Source organism: Sediminibacterium sp. (assembly GCF_030695065.1).
GTDB lineage: Bacteria > Bacteroidota > Bacteroidia > Chitinophagales > Chitinophagaceae > Sediminibacterium.
The window spans coordinates 111599-129816 of the sequence record NZ_JAUYTR010000005.1 but is presented as its reverse complement, the minus strand read 5'-3'; the positions used below and the strand labels follow the sequence as shown (position 1 = coordinate 129816).

Annotated in this window: 12 protein-coding genes; 10 read left to right on the top strand and 2 right to left on the bottom strand. The window is 33.8% G+C overall.

All coding sequences use genetic code 11. The features are described from left to right. Positions 1-57 precede the first annotated feature (57 nt). Positions 58-1167, top strand: a complete 1110-nt coding sequence (locus Q8S25_RS00510) for a formylglycine-generating enzyme family protein (RefSeq protein WP_305533802.1) — start codon at positions 58-60, stop codon at positions 1165-1167. 24 nt (positions 1168-1191) lie between these two features. Beyond that, positions 1192-2343: a galactokinase gene (gene galK / locus Q8S25_RS00505; RefSeq protein WP_305533800.1), complete on the top strand. Its 1152-nt coding sequence runs from the start codon at positions 1192-1194 to the stop codon at positions 2341-2343. 2 nt (positions 2344-2345) lie between these two features. On the opposite strand, the gene Q8S25_RS00500 is transcribed toward galK, so the two are convergent. Then, a complete protein-coding gene (locus Q8S25_RS00500) occupies positions 2346-4223 on the bottom strand; it encodes an ATP-binding protein (RefSeq protein ID WP_305533798.1) in 1878 nt (625 codons plus the stop codon). A gap of 200 nt (positions 4224-4423) precedes the next feature. Between Q8S25_RS00500 and Q8S25_RS00495 the strand changes: the two genes are divergently transcribed. The 6 genes from Q8S25_RS00495 (at position 4424) to Q8S25_RS00470 (ending at position 13442) form a co-directional block, all read left to right on the top strand. Next, a complete protein-coding gene (locus tag Q8S25_RS00495; RefSeq protein WP_305533796.1) occupies positions 4424-7903 on the top strand; it encodes a VCBS repeat-containing protein in 3480 nt (1159 codons plus the stop codon). Between the two features lie 5 nt (positions 7904-7908). Beyond that, positions 7909-9240: a vanadium-dependent haloperoxidase gene (locus tag Q8S25_RS00490; RefSeq protein WP_305533794.1), complete on the top strand. Its 1332-nt coding sequence runs from the start codon at positions 7909-7911 to the stop codon at positions 9238-9240. Further along, entirely contained in the window at positions 9224-9658 is a 435-nt protein-coding gene (locus Q8S25_RS00485; protein ID WP_305533792.1) for a 6-carboxytetrahydropterin synthase, read from the top strand. Before Q8S25_RS00490 ends, Q8S25_RS00485 begins: the two co-directional genes overlap by 17 nt. A gap of 66 nt (positions 9659-9724) precedes the next feature. Then, complete coding sequence (locus Q8S25_RS00480; protein ID WP_305533790.1) at positions 9725-11077, top strand: Gfo/Idh/MocA family protein; 1353 nt, start codon at positions 9725-9727, stop codon at positions 11075-11077. Then, the gene (locus tag Q8S25_RS00475) at positions 11077-12117 is read left to right on the top strand and encodes a phosphotransferase enzyme family protein (RefSeq protein WP_305533788.1); all 1041 of its coding nucleotides are present in this window, start codon (positions 11077-11079) and stop codon (positions 12115-12117) included. The genes Q8S25_RS00480 and Q8S25_RS00475 overlap by 1 nt, the downstream gene beginning before the upstream one ends. After that, positions 12114-13442 carry an alpha-L-fucosidase gene (locus Q8S25_RS00470; protein ID WP_305533786.1) on the top strand — a complete coding sequence of 443 codons (1329 nt, stop codon included), beginning with the start codon at positions 12114-12116 and terminating at the stop codon, positions 13440-13442. The genes Q8S25_RS00475 and Q8S25_RS00470 overlap by 4 nt, the downstream gene beginning before the upstream one ends. A 5-nt stretch (positions 13443-13447) precedes the next feature. On the opposite strand, the gene Q8S25_RS00465 is transcribed toward Q8S25_RS00470, so the two are convergent. Then, positions 13448-16819: a PAS domain S-box protein gene (locus tag Q8S25_RS00465; protein WP_305533784.1), complete on the bottom strand. Its 3372-nt coding sequence runs from the start codon at positions 16817-16819 to the stop codon at positions 13448-13450. Between the two features lie 202 nt (positions 16820-17021). Between Q8S25_RS00465 and Q8S25_RS00460 the strand changes: the two genes are divergently transcribed. Together Q8S25_RS00460 and Q8S25_RS00455 are read left to right on the top strand one after the other, a co-directional pair. Then, entirely contained in the window at positions 17022-17756 is a 735-nt protein-coding gene (locus Q8S25_RS00460) for an NIPSNAP family protein (RefSeq protein ID WP_305533782.1), read from the top strand. Positions 17757-17777: 21 nt separating this feature from the next. After that, on the top strand, positions 17778-18164 hold the full coding sequence (locus Q8S25_RS00455) for a hypothetical protein (RefSeq protein WP_305533780.1): 387 nt from the start codon (positions 17778-17780) through the stop codon (positions 18162-18164). Positions 18165-18218 lie beyond the last annotated feature (54 nt).

Here is an 18218-nt window from a genome sequence, read left to right as displayed (position 1 = left end):
ATCAGCGCCATAATTGTATAACTTAGCTGAAGATCTAGGGAATACAAAATAAAATGGATGTTTACAAAAGAGGGCGGATATATTTCTTGCATTTTGTTGTTGCTATTTAGTTGTAACAACCGCAACAATAATCAACAAGTGGAAGCACAAAAAGACACTGCTCATGCTTGTATGCAAGTGACTCAACGATTTAGCGCTTCTGCAGATTCAACGATTGCTTTTGGAGGTGATAGTACCTATGAAAATATGGTTTTGATACCTGGTGGAAGTTTTGAAATGGGAGGAGATAATGATCAATCTGCGGAAGATGAATTCCCCAAACATAAAGTAACAATTGCGCCATTTTATATGGATATAACGGAAGTTACCAATGCGCAGTTTCAACAATTTGTGGATGCAACTCAATATATAACCACAGCAGAGCGTAAACCTGATTGGAATGAATTAAAAAAATCAGTACCGCCAGGTACACCTAAACCAGCTGATAGTTTATTAGTTGCTGCTTCTTTAGTGTTTAAACAAAGTACTGGGCCGGTTAACTTAAACGATTATAGTCAGTGGTGGAGTTGGGTTACAGGGGCAAATTGGAAGCATCCACAGGGGCCAGGCAGTTCAATAAAAGGGAAAGAAAATTGTCCCGTAGTTCATGTAAGCTGGGACGATGCAATGGCATATTGTAAATGGGCTGGGAAAAGATTACCTACAGAAGCTGAGTGGGAATTTGCAGCAAGGGGTGGACGGATCAACCAGATTTATCCTTGGGGCAACGAGCCAGTTAATCAAGGAAAACCTAAAACAAATAGTTGGGAAGGAACTTTCCCATATTACAACGAGCAGAAAGATGGATATTTAAAATATGCCCCAGTAAAAATGTTTTCATGTAACAATTTTGGATTATTCGACATGGCTGGAAATGTTTGGGAATGGTGTAGTGATTGGTATGGTCATGATTATTATAAGACGCTTGAAAAAACCAACAGCTATAATCCCATAGGACCTAATAAAAGCTATGACCCACAAGACCCTTATACCCCTAAAAGAGTGTTACGTGGCGGAAGCTTTCTATGTAATGATTCATATTGTAGTGGATATCGTGTTGCAAGAAGAATGAAGAGTAGCCCTGATACAGGTTTGGAACATACCGGATTTAGATGTGTTCGGAATTAGAATTCCTTTTAATTTTGGTAAACCATGAAAGCAACAGTAGAAAATTTTTTTTTTGATCAATACAATCTTCAGCCTGCCGTAATTGTGAGGTCTCCAGGAAGAGTCAATATTATTGGCGAACATGCAGATTATAATAATGGTTTTGTTTTGCCAGCAGCAATTGATAAAGCGGCTTATTTGGCGGTTTCTTTAAGAAATGATAATGAAATTCATTTGACTGCCTTAGATTTAAATGAAACATTTTCTACTACAGTTGACGAGCTAAAACCTATTGGCGATATAAGTTGGCCCAATTATATATTAGGTGCTGCAGCACAGTTTTTAAAACGCAATATTTCTTTACCTGGTTTTAATGCAGTATTAGCAAGTGATGTACCTATAGGTGCCGGATTATCTTCTTCTGCTGCTGTTGAGTGTGCTACTGTTTTTGCATTGAATCATTTACTGCAAACCAATATTGAACGAGTAGAAATGGTTACTATGGCTCAGAAAGCAGAGCATGAATATGCAGGGGTAATATGTGGGATTATGGATCAATTTGCTTCTATGATGGGTAAGACAAATCAAGTAATAAAATTAGACTGCCGTTCACTTGAATTTGAATATGTTCCATTTAAACTAGATGGAATTAAAATAGTATTATTAAATACTAATGTAAAACATTCATTGGCTTCTTCTGAATACAATACTCGCCGATTAGAATGTATACAAGCGGTAGAAATGATTCAAGCATATCATCCAGCAGTAATTTCATTAAGAGATGCAACTGTTGAAATGCTCAATCAATATGTTTTGCCATTTAATAATGTAGTTTATCAACGGAGTCGATTTGTTGTTGATGAAATGGAACGCTTGAATCAGGCATGCCAATTTTTGCAAGAAGATAATATAATTGCATTAGGCGATTGTATGTTTAAAACACATGATGGACTAAGTAGACAATACGAAGTAAGTTGTAAAGAATTGGATTACTTAGTAGACTTTGTAAGGGCACGTAAAGAAGTAATTGGCGCAAGAATGATGGGTGGAGGGTTTGGTGGTTGTACAATCAATTTGGTTCAATCTGATAAAATTAATACGCTTATCAATAGCATAAAGTCGGCTTACGAAGAGGCAATGGGATTGCCACTCGATTATTATATAGCAACAATACAAAACGGTACGGATGTAATTTGAAATTAGTCGGGGGAAAGGGTGAAATGAAAAGTTAAGCCTTTGTCTGTATCTGATTCGGCAAAAATATTACCACCGTGTTTATCTATAATTCTTTTTACTATTGCTAAGCCTAATCCGTTTCCTTCAAATTTACTGTGATAACGCTTAAATGGAGTAAATAGGGTTTTTAATTGTTCAGCATTTAAGCCAACGCCATTATCTTTTACAAAGTAGAATGTTTGTCCATCTTTTGTATATGCACCTATTTCAATCTCTGGTAATTCTTTACGAGAAGAGTACTTGAAAGCGTTTGAAATCAAATTGTTGAATAATTGTTTAATTGCTCCTTCGTTTGCTTTTGCCACTGGAAGGTCTTGAATAGATAATTTTCCTTTAAAATTAGCTGGAATTTGTTGTTTACAAACTTCTTGAACAATTTCATGAATATTTACTGTTGTTTTTTCCAAAGCTTTTGTACCTAGCCTTGAAAAAGACAATAAATCTTGGGTTAGGGTTTTCATTCCTACGATGGTTGTTTTAACCATTTCTAAGAACTCTTTATTTTCTTCGTTTAAACTATTAGGGTCTACTAAATCTACAACTGTCAATATTTTATTGATAGGAGAGTTTAAGTCATGTGCAGCAATGGAAGAAAATGCTTTAATGTCTTCAATTTTTCTAATCTCATCTGTAATATCTGTTATGCTCACAACATATGCATCACTAGCTCCTTGGTCATTAAACAAAGCATTCGATTTAATATCAATGGTGATTTTTTCTCCATCTTTTCTTATAACTTCAGTTTGATAATCTTCTTGTATGGCGTTACTTCTATTGGTTAATTTATCTAAAAAATACGCTCGCCTGTCTATTGGAATAATCATTTCAATCACATTACTTCCAACTAATTCAGATTCTGTATATCCTAATATTTTGCAATAACTCGGGTTGCAGTAAATAACTTTACCCTTATAATCAATACTAGCTATACCTTCTCTTAATGACGCAACCAGTTTTCTAAATTTCTTTTCACTTTCAACTAATTGGGCCTCCAAAACAAGGCTGGCTTTTTGTTTCTTATTTAGTAAGTTGGCATAAAAATAAACTAGAATAAAAATCACTAGCGTAAATATCATGGTATGTAATTCTATGCCAATCTCGGAACTATACATCCCTTTTCTTTCACCAATAATTCTCAGATAGCCAAGAAAAGGAGGGAATACTAGTATAAAAAAAGAAACCCTTCTTAGTAATGCACTGCCTTCTAATATTGAAGCGAAAAGTTTAGGCATTCCATGCATAATATTACATAGAAATAAGGAAACACTCAGTAATAGAAAAACAATTGCTGTGCTTAAAGCAATCGTGGGAACCCCCTCTAACCTATAAGCAGAATCTCTGCCATATATATATCCTAAGATTGAACTATAGGCTATAGTAAAAATAATAGTGCTAAGCATCTGCCTAAAATTCAGTATCCATTTTTTTTGTGTATGCGAGCTAATCATCACTATGCCACTAAGCATAAATAAAAAAGCAGTAGTAGTTGCTAAATGTGAATTAATATCACTAGCATCTAGTTTTTCTTGAAACAACAAATGATCTAAATTGATGAATTTAATAGAAAATTGGTCTGATAAACTGTGTATTACACCAACTAATAAAACAAATATTCCAAAAGCAACGGTTCGGGTATTTAAGCTGTTTTCTTTAAAAAAGTATAACCAAATACCTGCTGCAATAAAAGTAATGGCAGTGAGCGGATTCATTGATGTCATTTCACTAGAGAAGCTCTTTAGTATCGTGATATCAAATTGCCATCCAACCAAATTTAGACAGCCAATTAATACAATGACAAATCCTATAAAATGAATGTATTTAATACGGTTGGCACTAAACATAAAAGGGGGATAATTCGGGGTATTAAAAACGAATTAAATGGTTGAACATTGTTTATTCATTCCTATTTTAAATGGCAAAAACTTAAACTAATTTAGTACTTTAAGTGACACAATTATTAAAACACTGTATGAAGTCATCTGTTTTCCTTGTTTTTTTGATTTTATTTCTTTTGTCTTGTAATCAGAAACGTCCACTCTTTATGGAAATTAACCCAGAAAAATCTGGATTAATTTTTTCAAATACCATATCCGAATCACCAGAGTTAAATGTGTTGAATTATGAATATATCTACAATGGTGGTGGGGTTGGTATTGGAGATTTTAATAACGATAGTTTACCCGATATTTACTTTACGGGTAATCGAGTGCCCAATAAACTATTTTTAAATAAAGGCGATTTAACTTTTGAAGATATTACCCAAAAAGCAGGCGTTGATGGAAATGGTAAATGGAATAAAGGAGCCAGTATCATTGATATCAATAATGATGGATTAATGGATATTTATGTTTGTGCTGCGGTTTTGCCAGACAGTAATAAAAGAAAAAATATACTTTATATTAATCAAGGCGTAAGCAAAGCCACAGGTGTTCCTGAGTTCAAAGATCAAGCTGTAGAATATGGATTAGCTGATGCTTCCAATACCCATATGGCTGCTTTTTTTGATTACGACAACGATCAAGATTTAGACGTCTATCTTTTAGTTAACGATTTAGATGGCACCTACCCCAATGAATTCAGGCCTATTAGAAAAGATGGGACTTGGCCTAATACAGATAAGTTGTTCCAAAATAATTTTGATTCAATCATGGGGCATCCAGTTTTTAAAGATGTTTCAGTACAGGCGGGTATTTTAATAGAAGGTCATGGTTTGGGAATTAGTATTGCAGATATTAACCAAGATGGATTCAAAGACATATATGTAAGCAATGATTATTTATCTAATAATGTGCTTTATATCAATAATCAAAATGGAACATTTACCGATCAAGCAGCGAAATACTTTAAACATACCAGTAAAAATGCAATGGGCAATGACATTGCAGATATCAACAATGATGGATTAGCAGATATTATTGAAACAGATATGATGCCTGCCGATCATTATCGGCAAAAAATGATGCACTCCGATATCAGTTATCAAACATTTCAAAATAGTGATCGATATGGATATATCTACCAGTATCCAAGAAATACATTGCAACTGAATCAAGGATTTCTTCCAAAAGGATATGATACTATTTCAAGACCAGCATTTAGTGAGATTGCTTATTTCAGCGGAGTAGCTCATACCGATTGGAGTTGGGCTCCCCTTTTAATGGATATGGACAACGATGGATTTAAAGACTTGTTCGTAACCAATGGTTTACCCAAAGACATGTCTGATAAAGACTTTATGGCTTATAGACAAAACGCAGTAGCCAATGCACCCTTAGACGAAGTGCTCAGACAGTTACCAGAAGTGAAAATCAGCAATTATGCATTTAAGAATAATGGCGATTTGCATTTTAATGATCAATCAAAAGAATGGGGGATTAATAGCCCTAGTTTTTCAGCAGGAATGGCTTATGCAGATTTAGATAATGATGGTGATTTGGATTTGGTAATTAATAATACCAATATGCCAGCTACTTTATTAGAAAATACGCAACAGCAACAAAAAGAGCACGATAATTATTTAAGAGTATCATTAAGTGGTACAGCACAAAATAAAATGGCACTGGGTGCATGGGTACATCTATATGCAAAAGGTCAGCATCAAGTAATGGAATATTCTCCCTATCGTGGGTACCTTTCCAGTGTTGAACAAGTGATACATTTTGGGGTTGGAAAACAAACGTTAATTGACTCAGTAAGAGTAATATGGCCCAATGGTAAGTCTACGCTAAAAACCAATTTGCAAGCCAATCAACAATTAAATATCGGGTATTCATCTGCTGTAGATACGGGGGGATTACAGCCGCCTACTCACATTGAATCGTTCCTGACAGATATTACCCAAAACGCAGGAATTAACTACGGTTTTTCGGAAGTAGATTTTATAGATTTCGATATTCAAAGACTCTTGCTGCATAAGCTTACACAGTATGGACCATCTTTAGCAACGGGTGATTTAAATGGAGATGGGCTAGATGATATAGTATCAGGGGGAGGCTCCCCTTTTCATGCATCCATTTTTTTTCAAACAGCGAAAGGGAAATTCATTCGAAAATTTTTACCAGGAAATAATAACCCACAGTTGCAAGATGATGCTGGAATCATTATAATAGATGTTGATAAAGACAATGATTTGGATTTATTTATTGTATCAGGTGGTGCAGAAAATCCACCCCAAACAAAAGCATACGTTGACCATTTATATTTGAATGATGGGAAAGGAAATTTTTCTGAATTAGCTGCTGATTTTACCAATAATCGAGCTACGAAGAGTGCCGTTGTTGCTGCAGATTATGATTTAGATGGAGACCTCGATTTGTTTATTGGAGGAAGAGTAATACCAGGCCGATATCCAATGCCAACGAGTAGTTTTATCTATCAAAATAATTCGCAAAAAGGAAAAGTTCAATTTACTGATGTAACCAATAAAGTAGCACCAGAGTTAGTAAATATTGGAATGGTTTCTGCAGCACTATGGTCTGATGTTGATGCAGATGGAAAAATAGATTTATTGGTAACGAAAGAGTGGGGGAGTATTGATGTTTTTAAAAATGATGGAAGAAAGTTGGTTAAACAAAAAACACCTTTAGATACTTTTAAAGGATGGTGGAATAGTATTGTTTCTGTTGATATGGATAACGATGGAGACCTAGATTATGTTGCAGGAAATTTTGGTACCAATTCTTTTATGCATGCTACTAATGAAGAGCCATTGAATGTATATGCAAAAGATTTTGATAATAATTTTAGTCTAGACGTAATATTTAGCCATTGGATAGTAGACAAAACAGGAGGTACAAAAAAAGAATTTCCTTTAGCAGGAAGAGATTTGCTGTTAAGGGAGATGAGTATTATGAAAGAAAAATTTCCTAACTATGCTACTTATGCAACAACTGATATGAGTCATTTATTAGTACCAGAACAACAGAAGGATGCTTATAAAGCAACGGCCAACTACTTAAAATCGATTTGGATAGAGAATAAAGGAAATTTTAATTTTGAAATTCATGAATTACCAGCACAAGTTCAGCTATCACCGATATTCGGCATCTTGCCTAAAGATATCAACAACGATGGCTGGGTTGATTTAATTTTTACTGGTAATGAATATGCCATGTCACCATATTTAGGAAGACAAGATGCTTTAAACGGAATGGTATTATTGAATTTTGGGAAAGGCAAATTCACTCCCTTGTCGATTGCTCAAAGTGGGTTTTATACTCCAGCCAGTGGTAGGTCATTAGCTTCATTAATTGTAAATGGACAGCCCACAATAGTGGCAGGTCAAAACAGAGATTTTATGAAATTATTTCAACAGACCACCAAAAAGGAATTGCCAATAAAGATTTCGGATCACGAAACGCATTCAGTAATCAACTTTAAAAATGGGTCAAAAAGGAAGGAGGAATATCCTTTTGGCCAAGGATTTTTATCTCAGTCATCAAGATATGCTTTTCTAATTCAGGGGGTGAAAAGTATAGACATTTTTGCTGGCACCAAAAAAACAAGAACTATTCAACCATAAACTGTATGAAAGGAAAAATAAAAAATTACATTTTGTTTTTAGGGTTACTAATAACTGCGATCATTAGTTGTAAAAGCAAATCAAACAACAATTATTCAGGAGCAGAACTGCAAAATTTTTGTGTTCAGCAACTAACTGATGTGATTGTTTACGATATTAACAATCCACCTGTTGCGGGACGAATGTACGCATACAGCAATTTGGCTTTTTATGAAGCCCTTCGGTCAATGAATTCAGGTTATGAAAGTCTGCTTCCTAAATTGAAAGGATTTTCGAGTATCAATCAAACAGATACATCACTGAAGATTGATTATCCATTTTCTGCAGGTATTGCTTTCATGAAAGTGGCAGAGGCATTGGTTTTTTCTAAAGACAGTATTCTAAAAAGCAGGTCTTTGCTAATAGAAAATTTTTCACATCTTGAAACTGAAATTCAAACAGCATCAATTGCTTGGGGAGAAAAAGTAGCCGCTGTTGTTTTAGAACGTGCATCAAAAGACGGGTATAAAATTACAAGAGGCATGCCTAAATTCAGTGTATTAAAAGAGACAGGCATCTGGCAACAAACACCTCCAGATTATGAAGAAGCAATTGAACCCAATTGGAGATACATTAAACCAATGCTATTAGATTCTGCAGCACAGTTTAAACCAGTAAGACCACCTGCTTTCTCTATGCAGCCAAATAGTCTTTATTATAAAGAGGTTAATGAGTTATTGACAATGAGTAAGACCTTAACCGAAGAGCAAAAAACAATAGCCCGTTATTGGGATGACAATCCATTTGTTTCTGAACACAAAGGCCATTTAACTTATGCAAATAAAAAAACAACACCAGTAGGGCATTGGATGGGAATAACTGCAATTCTTGCTAATCAATCTAAAAAGAGCGAAGTAGAAGTTGCAAAAACATATGCTTTAACATCTTTAGCCATTTTTGATGGCTTCATATCAACCTGGGAAGAAAAATTTACAAGTAAAACTGTAAGACCAATTACGGTAATTAGGGAAAATTTAGAATCGGAATGGAATCCTTATTTGCAAACACCCCCATTCCCAGAGTATACTAGCGGACACAGTGTTATTTCTGCTGCAGCCGCTACGGTATTATCGGAAGCTTATGGTAAGAATACTTCATTTAATGACACTACCGAATTAAAATACCTTGGAATGAAAAGATCATTTCCATCTATTAAAGCTGCTGCCAATGAAGTAAGTATGAGTAGAATGTATGGTGGAATTCATTATCGCGCAGCCATTGAAAACGGACAAAAACAAGGGGAACAAATTGGGAGTTATTATAATACTGTATTTTTGCCAAATGATACAGGTAACTAAAATATTCAGATTTGAAACAGCCCATGCCATTCATGGCTACAATGGACATTGCAAAAATATTCATGGGCATTCATATGTTTTACATGTAACCGTAGGTTCAGATGCTGATGATATGGCTTATTTACCCAAACCAGGTTTTGTAATAGACTTTAAAGACCTTAAAAAAATAGTCAATAGAATAATAGTTGAGCAATTAGATCATCGATTGATTTTATCAAATGACTTTTTAGCGGAACACCCTCATGCTGCTGCATCAGAAAATTTAATCATTTGGGAAATGGAACCCACAGCAGAAAATATCTTGCTCTACATACGCAATGTATTATTAGCTGAACTTCCGTCTGAAATCAAATTAAGAAAACTAAAGATTTATGAAACCAGTGATTCCTATGCTGAATGGGAAAGCACTGCTAGATAAAATTGTAATTCACTTATAAGCTTTCATATATTCTACGTACATTCAAATGCTCAAAATTGCGGCATCATGAATCGAAAGAATTTTATTCAAAAATCAGCAATGGCATCTAGTGCCTTCATGCTGTCTACTTCTATGTTAATGGCAAAAACAACTGCCACCAAGGTAAAAGTTGTGCTTATTGGAACTGGCCTTCGTGGACAAAACCACTTAGATCTTTTGTTGCGCAGAGAAGATGTAGACTTAACAGCTATTTGCGATATCAACGATAAAATGCTTTCGGCTGCCAAAGCAATGATAGAGAAAGCAGGAAAAAAAATGCCTAAAGTGTATACAGGCAATACCCAGGCATGGAAAGAAATGATTGTTAAGGAAAAACCAGAAGGAGTGGTAATTGCAACTCCTTGGGAATTACATAAGGAAATGATTATTGATTCTTTGCAAGCAGGTATTAAATATGTTGCAACCGAAGTAATGTTGGGAATCACTTTACAAGATCATTGGGATGTAGTAAAAGCAGCAGAACAATACAAGGGGCAAGTAATGATGCTCGAAAATGTTTGTTATAGAAGAGACGTGATGGCAGCTTTAAATATGGTACGTCAGGGTTTATTTGGTGAGCTCATTCATTTACAAGGCGGATACCAGCACGATTTAAGAGAAGTGAAGTTTAATGATGGCGTGCGTCCTTACGGCGGAGGAGTAGAGTTTGGTGAAAAAGGATTTTCAGAAGCTTCATGGAGAACCACTCACTCCGTATATAGAGATGGAGATTTGTATCCTACACATGGCATAGGGCCAATTGCCCATTATATTAATATCAATAGAGGCAATCGATTCTTATCGTTGTGTTCATTTTCATCAAAAGCAAAAGGGCTTCACGACTATGTAGTTAAGAAAGGTGGTCCTAATCACCCCAATGCAAAAGTAAAATTTAAATTAGGAGATGTAGTAACTACATCTATTGACTGCAATAATGGGGAAACCATTTTATTACAGCACGATACCAATTTGCCCAGACCATATTCCTTAGGATTTAGGGTTCAGGGAACAGAAGGTATTTGGATGGATTTGAATAAATCTGTTTATATAGAAGGTAAATCTGCCAAGCCACATCAATGGGAATCTCAAAAAGAATGGTTTGATAAATACGATCATCCTTTATGGGTAAGATGGAGTAAAGAAACAGCAGGAGCAGGGCATGGAGGAATGGACTTTTTTGTTATACATGCTTTTATTGAGTCTATTAAAAACCAAACACCAACTCCAATGGATGTATATGATGCTGCAGCTTGGAGTGCTATAACACCATTGAGTGAATTATCTATTGAACTAGGAAATCAAACGGTAGAATTCCCAGATTTTACAGGAGGTCAATGGATGTTCAGAAAACCCGTTTTTGCTTTAAATGATCAATATTAATGATTACTGTTTTAACAGCATTTGGCTTGCCTTCTGATTCAGTGGTAGAACCAATCACCAGTGGAATTATTAATAGTACTTGGAAGGTAAAATCTACGAAAGGAAATTATATTCTGCAAAGAATCAATGATCATGTTTTTGCAAGTCCCGAAAACATACACCATAATATTGCAGCTATTGCACAGTATTTAAAGAAAAATTTTCAGCATTATTTATTCCCAGCACCTATTCTTTCTTTGGACGGATCAGAGCTGGTTCATATTCCTTCAAAGGGCTATTATAGATTATTCCCTTTTATTGCTGGAACCCATACTATTAATGTGGTGGAAGACACAAAGCAAGCGTTTGAAGCAGCAGAACAGTTTGGAAGATTTACTGCGCATTTGGGAGGATTTAATGTTGCTGAATTAAAAGTGACCATACCACATTTCCATGATTTATCTTTTCGTTACAAGCAATTTGTAGATTCAATTCAGCATGGGAATGCTGAAAGAGTAAAAGAGGAACAATCGCTTATTAATCGTTTGGTTAAATTAGATTATCTCGTAAAACAATACGAAGCAATTACCCAAAACCCTGCTTTTAAAAAAAGAGTTACTCATCACGACACTAAAATTAGTAACGTATTGTTTAACAATGACAACAACGCTGTTTGTATTATTGATTTGGATACCTTAATGCCAGGTTATTTTATCAGTGATGTAGGCGATATGATGCGAACCTACTTGTGCCCAGTTTCAGAGAACGAAGAAGATATTAGTAAGATAATTATTAGACCATCTTTCTATTATGCAATAGTAGATGGCTATTATAAAGAAATGAAAAATGAATTAACTGCTGTTGAGAAAACCTATTTCTTTTATGCTGCACAGTTTATGATTTATATGCAAGCCATCCGATTTCTAACAGATTATTTTAACAATGATCAATACTATCAGATTCTTTATAAAAATCACAATTTAGTCAGGGCCATTAATCAAACGGTATTATTAGATAGATTAATGGAACATGAACTGGCTTTTAAAAAATTTGTATTATGATCAGGATATCCATATTGCTTGTACTATTCTCTACTTGTGTAAATGTAGTAGGTCAAACTTATCAACCTACGCCTCAAAATTTAGATGCGAGAAATAAATTTCAAGACAATCGTTTTGGGATGTTTGTTCATTGGGGTGTTTCGAGTATGTTGGGTGCAGGTGAATGGATCATGCAGAATAGAAATATCAAAGTAAAAGATTATACACTTTTAAAAGAAACATTTTATCCTTCTCAGTTTAATGCAGCAGAATGGGTAGGCGCAGCAAAGTCGGCTGGAATGAAATATGTTGTATTTATTACTAGACACCATGATGGCTTTTCTAATTGGGATACAAAGCAAACTGATTGGAAAATAACCAATACGCCTTATGGGAAAGATGTATTAAAACAATTGGCAGAAGAGTGTAAAAAACAAGGGATGCAATTGGGATTGTACTATTCTACTTTAGATTGGTATAGAGAAGACTATCCCTATGCAACAGGTAGAACAGGTCAAGGCACTGGAAGAAAGTCTGGAGGAAACTATGCCTCTTATTTGAAGTTTATGAAAGCACAACTGACCGAACTATTGACTAACTATGGAGATATTATGTCTATTTGGTTTGATGGGCACTGGGACCAAACCAATCCAGAAGGCTCAAAAGATAGAAGCTCAAGAATAGATTGGAAGTACAACGAAATTTATGAATTGATTCATCAATTGCAGCCTGCCTGTTTAATTGGTAATAATCATCACTTAGATCCAATACCAGGAGAAGACTTTCAGATGTTTGAAAAAGATTTACCCGGTCAAAACCATACAGGGTTGAGTTTTCAAAAGCCATCTGATCAATTGCCATTAGAAACCTGTGAAACCATGAATAATTCATGGGGGTTTAATATTACCGACCATGCGCATAAGTCGGTAAAAGACTTAGTTCATTATTTAGTAAAAGCAGCATCACTCAATACCAATTTCTTATTGAATGTAGGTCCAATGCCTAACGGAAAAATTCAGTCTGAAAATATTGATACCCTAAAATTATTGGGGAATTGGATGCAGCAATATGCAACTGCTATTCAGGGAACCAGAGGCAATATTATTCCAACCCAAGAATGGGGCGTGTTTACAGCAAAAGGGAAAAGCATATTTGTGCACTTACTTAAACAGGTAAATGCAGAATATATTTTTGTTCCATATACTGCTGGCAAAGTAAAATGGACTCGTTTGTTCTCAAAGGGTGAAAATGTCTCGTTCAAGCAAGTAAATGAAGGGGTTTTTGTCTACTTAAAGAATATTCAGCAGGACCCAATTAATACAGTATTTCAATTGGAATTGGAATAAGTATTTTATTTCAACCTGGCAGCATGGGTTTTGTTTGCAATATCATGAATAACTGTATCTAATTCTTGCGCACTTTTAACTAAATCGTTCTGTAAGCTAAGTTTTTCTAGTTCGTCTATTTCTACTTGATCAAGTATATGCATAATACCCATGATTTTTGCAACTGGGGCACGAATGACGTGTGATTGCAACCAGGCTATATGTTGTAGTTCTTGATTTTTGGTTTCAATAGTATTGATATATTCAAGGCGTTCTGTTATATCATTAATCAAGATTACTCTTGCGTTTTTTCCACTATAAGAAATATAGTTACTCTGAACTTCAACAGTGATTATTTCTCCATTTTTCTTAATATGTCTAAAAGTTCCAGATATATATTCCGTAGAATGCTTACGAGTAATTTTTAATTGTGATTCTAAATATGGAATATCCTCTTTTGGCCTAATGTCTTTTATGGTCATATTTAAAAACTCTTTTTCTGTATAACCATAATGTTTTAATGCCGCTTTATTCACTTCTAAAAACTGAAGCGAATCAATATCATACACCCACATAGGAAGTGGGCTCAAGTGAAATAATTCGCTGTATCGTTTTTCAGATGCTGAAATTTCTTTTGCTTGGCTTAACAGCTGATTGTTTAACTCTTCTAACTTAATTTCTGATTGTTTTAATTTACTTATATTCTGAGTAGAGCCAATCATTTTAATAGCTTTTCCATTACTATGCCTTACAATAAACCCTCTATCATAAACATAGGCATAGCTGCCATCAGCTTTTTTAAATCTATATTGATCTTCCCAATAAGTTTCTTTAGTATTTTCAAAAATATGATTTCTCTTCATCTCAACTTTATCAATATCCTCAGGATGAATAAGGGCTATCCAATTGATTTTGTTTTGATTTATAGAATCTCCAGTATATCCCAAATTATTGAAAAACGGACTACCCAGCCTAAAAGTTTCTCCTTTAACAATATCCCATTCCCATATTAAATCGTTATTGGCTTGTGATACTAAGTTGAACCTTTCGTTACTTGAAATAATTTCTTGTTCAACTCTTTTTCTATCATTTATATCTTGAATACTACCATATACTTTAATACACTTGTTGTTTAAAAACTCACCTTCCCCAATACTTCTAACCCATTTCCAATTTCCATTCACTGTTTCTATTAAAACTTCTTCGTCCCAAGATGTGCCTTCTTCAATACATTTTTCTATTCGTTGTTGTATTATTTCACTTTGATTACCTTCTTTAAACTTAATAATACCATTTTCTACTTTTGCATTAAAATCAAGCGGAATATCAAGTATTTCTTTAGTTCTATCTGATAAGAAAATAGTATTATCATTTAGATTAAATTCCCAACTACCAATTCCTGAAAGACTATTCGATTTAGTTAATAATGTTTCTAATTCCTTTTTTTCTGTAATATCTTTTCCCATTCCATATACAAGATTGTCTGCTTTAGAAGGGTTAAAGGTCCATGCAATCCATTTTACATTTCCAGTTTTGGTGATAAGTCTGTTTTCAAAATAAGGTATCATTTCTCCCCTTAACATTTTCTCTGCCTCTTTAAAAGAACGATGTTGGTCTTCAGGATGAATAAAATGATTAAATGGTAAATTCTCTATTTCGGATGGGTCGAAAGATAAAATTTGTTTTACTGCAGGATTTACCTTTTTAATAACTCCATCTATACCCGCAATTAGTATAATATCGAGCGGAGAATTAAAAATATTATATAACTGTAATTCTTGCTGCTTCCTTATTATTTCAGCTGATAAATAAGTACTTAGTTGATGAAATAATTTTTCGGGAATGGGTTGATTTATTTTTTCTTTAGTTAACCCAAGGCACATCACCCCAATCACATCGTCTCCACTCATTAATGGTATAGTAACTAATAAATCGATATTGTATTTCTTGGCTGCTTCTTTTCTTATGAAATTTGGGTTGTTGGTAATATCCTTCCAAATTTCAATCTTTTTATTCTTCCATGCAATGCCAGGTAATCCATACTCTTTTTTAATGTTATTAAAGTAACTAGTCTCCGTAAAAAACCCTTTTAATTGCTCATCAGTACAGCCATTGGCAGCAATGTAAATATTTCTCTTATCTGCACTTAATAACCAAATTTCGCCCATACTAAATTGAACGGAATCTATAATGAATTTTAGTGTTTCGGTTAATAAATAATTAATATTCTGATTATTTAAGAATAGTTTGCTTATCTCTGCGAGTAATATTCTTTCAATTTCCCTTTTCTTATTTTCTGTTATATCTTTTTCAATTGCTACCCAATGCGAGTATACCCCCTGGTCATTTTTAATAGGGCTAATATTAAAGTTGATCCAATATTCTTCACCATTTTTTTTATAATTTAATAAAGTAGTTTCATGTTTCTGCCAGCTTTTGATTGCTTTACTTAAGTTCTGAATGGCAATTTTATCTGAATTTGGTCCTTGAAGTATTTTAGGCGATTTGCCTACAATTTCTTCTCTTGTGTAACCAGTCATTTTACAGAATGCATCATTTACAAATATTACTTTAGGTCCAGACAAATCCATTGGTTCGGCTTCAGCAATTATAACTGCTTCGCTAATATTTTTAACAGCAGAGCCCATTAGTTGCAGTTCTGCTATAGCATTTTCTCTACTTGTGACGTCTCTTAAATTAATAATAAACCCTTCAATAATTAGGTCATTTAGAAGATTGGTAAACTGAATTTCAAATATTATCCATTCATTGTTAAGACTCTTTATTCGAATATAATTTGCAGGTATCGTTACACCTTGTTTTTTCTCTGCAATTAGAAAACTATGTAAAAGCTTATTCAAATCTTCTGGATGAACAAAATTGGTTAATTTTTGATTGATGATTTCTTCTTCTGTGTGGCCAGTAATTTTAATAACTGAAGGAGATATATAAGTTGGAATACAATCTTCATTAATTATAATTGAAGCATCTGCTCCATTTTTTACTAGTACTTCAAATTTTTCCTTAGTTTTTTTCTCTGTAATATCATATAAAATACCTACAATTGATGTAACAGAATTTGTTTCATCAACTATAATTTCTGCTTTTAAAATTCCTACTCTTTTAGATCCTCCCTTTTGAAAAAACTTTATTTCTTTTTCAAATCCAATCTTTTCTTTTATTGCCTTCCTGAATAGGTTTTTTAGCTTATTTGAATCATCTTCTGAAACAAACTTTAATAAGTCAGTAGTTGTTAAATTATTTATTTCACTTTCAAATCCTAACAGTGCATAAGTGCCTTGAGAACATTCAATGCTTTTGGCAGCTATTGAATAATTCCATGTTCCAAAACCCATATAGGATTCAGCTATTGATATTGGAGTATCGGATTTTTTCATATACGCGGATTTATTTCTCATAAAAAGAATATTTCCTTGTACATTGAAGTTATTAAAAAAAATTAAAATCTTCAATTGATTTATTTTGCACCAAATGTTTATTGTCAATAGACAATTAATTTATTTGCAACTTCGTGTTTAATTGTTAATATCATGATAAATCCCCTTAATTGTTATAGAGAACATTTTTAAAAAATTCTAAATGAAAAAACTAGTCTTCATTTTTATCTTATTATTTGCAAATCAAGTCTTTGCTCTTACAACAGGAGAATTTTATAAACTAATCGTTTATCATTTTTCAACTGTTTCACAAGAAAAATCATTGGATAATTTTATTGAGCAACAATATTTACCTGCCCTTCATAAAAGCGGCTTTAAACAAGTAGGTGTATTTAAACCTATTACCAACGATACCGCAATAGACAAGCAAATACTCGTATTAGTTGGTACAACAGATATCAATAAACTGATGAATCCTATTCAGTGGAGTTTAAATGAAAATAGTTCAGATAAAGAACCAATATACAACAGATATGAGCAGTTTTTATTAAAAGCCTTTAAAGGGATGCCATTTATGAAAGTTCCCACTAACAACAATATAAAAGCGGAAAGAATTTATGAGTTAAGAAGTTATGAAAGCCCCACAGAAGAAAAATACCTTAATAAAGTACATATGTTTAATGATGGTGGTGAAATAAAACTCTTCAATGAACTTCAATTTAATGCCGTTTTTTATGCAGATGTTTTGTTTGGGTCTAAAATGCCCAATTTGATGTATATGACAAGTTTTGATAACCTAAATAGTAGAAACGAGCATTGGAATGCTTTTGGGGAATCATCAACTTGGAAAAAGTTATCAAAAATGCCTTTTTACCAAAACAATATGTCGGGGCTTCATAGTCAATTAATGCGCTCAACGACTTATTCGGATTATTAAATTTGTTGTACCTTTAATTACTTGAGAAAACGAATAGCCATATTATTTTTATCAATATATCTGTGTTCTACTACAGAAGCGCATGAATTATTGAAAATCCCGGTGGTATTTCAACATTTTCTAGAACATCAACAAGAAGATCCCCAAATTTCTGCTGTCCAATTTTTACAAATCCATTACATGCAAGGAAATGTAAAAGACAAAGACTATGATAGGGATATGCAACTACCTTTTAAAACAGCAGGTGAATTTTTCACTTCTTCTGCAACCCCTTTTGTGCCGTTGAATGCCCAAATTGATATACAGTATCCTGATGAGCCCATTCAAATTATTTGGTCGTTGTATAAGCCGGCATTTATTTTTTCTGCTTATCAAGTGAATATTTGGCAGCCTCCCAAAATGAGTTAATCCGCTTTTAGAATTTAATTGGGGTCTTGCACAAGCGGCAGATCTAATCTACTT

Coding starts and splice junctions, on each gene's coding strand:
- Q8S25_RS00510 (WP_305533802.1), top strand. CDS start 58: ATGTTTACAAAAGAGGGCGGATATATTTCTTGCATTTTGTTGTTGCTA.
- galK (WP_305533800.1), top strand. CDS start 1,192: ATGAAAGCAACAGTAGAAAATTTTTTTTTTGATCAATACAATCTTCAG.
- Q8S25_RS00500 (WP_305533798.1), bottom strand. CDS start 4,223: ATGTTTAGTGCCAACCGTATTAAATACATTCATTTTATAGGATTTGTC.
- Q8S25_RS00495 (WP_305533796.1), top strand. CDS start 4,424: ATGGAAATTAACCCAGAAAAATCTGGATTAATTTTTTCAAATACCATA.
- Q8S25_RS00490 (WP_305533794.1), top strand. CDS start 7,909: ATGAAAGGAAAAATAAAAAATTACATTTTGTTTTTAGGGTTACTAATA.
- Q8S25_RS00485 (WP_305533792.1), top strand. CDS start 9,224: ATGATACAGGTAACTAAAATATTCAGATTTGAAACAGCCCATGCCATT.
- Q8S25_RS00480 (WP_305533790.1), top strand. CDS start 9,725: ATGAATCGAAAGAATTTTATTCAAAAATCAGCAATGGCATCTAGTGCC.
- Q8S25_RS00475 (WP_305533788.1), top strand. CDS start 11,077: ATGATTACTGTTTTAACAGCATTTGGCTTGCCTTCTGATTCAGTGGTA.
- Q8S25_RS00470 (WP_305533786.1), top strand. CDS start 12,114: ATGATCAGGATATCCATATTGCTTGTACTATTCTCTACTTGTGTAAAT.
- Q8S25_RS00465 (WP_305533784.1), bottom strand. CDS start 16,819: ATGAAAAAATCCGATACTCCAATATCAATAGCTGAATCCTATATGGGT.
- Q8S25_RS00460 (WP_305533782.1), top strand. CDS start 17,022: ATGAAAAAACTAGTCTTCATTTTTATCTTATTATTTGCAAATCAAGTC.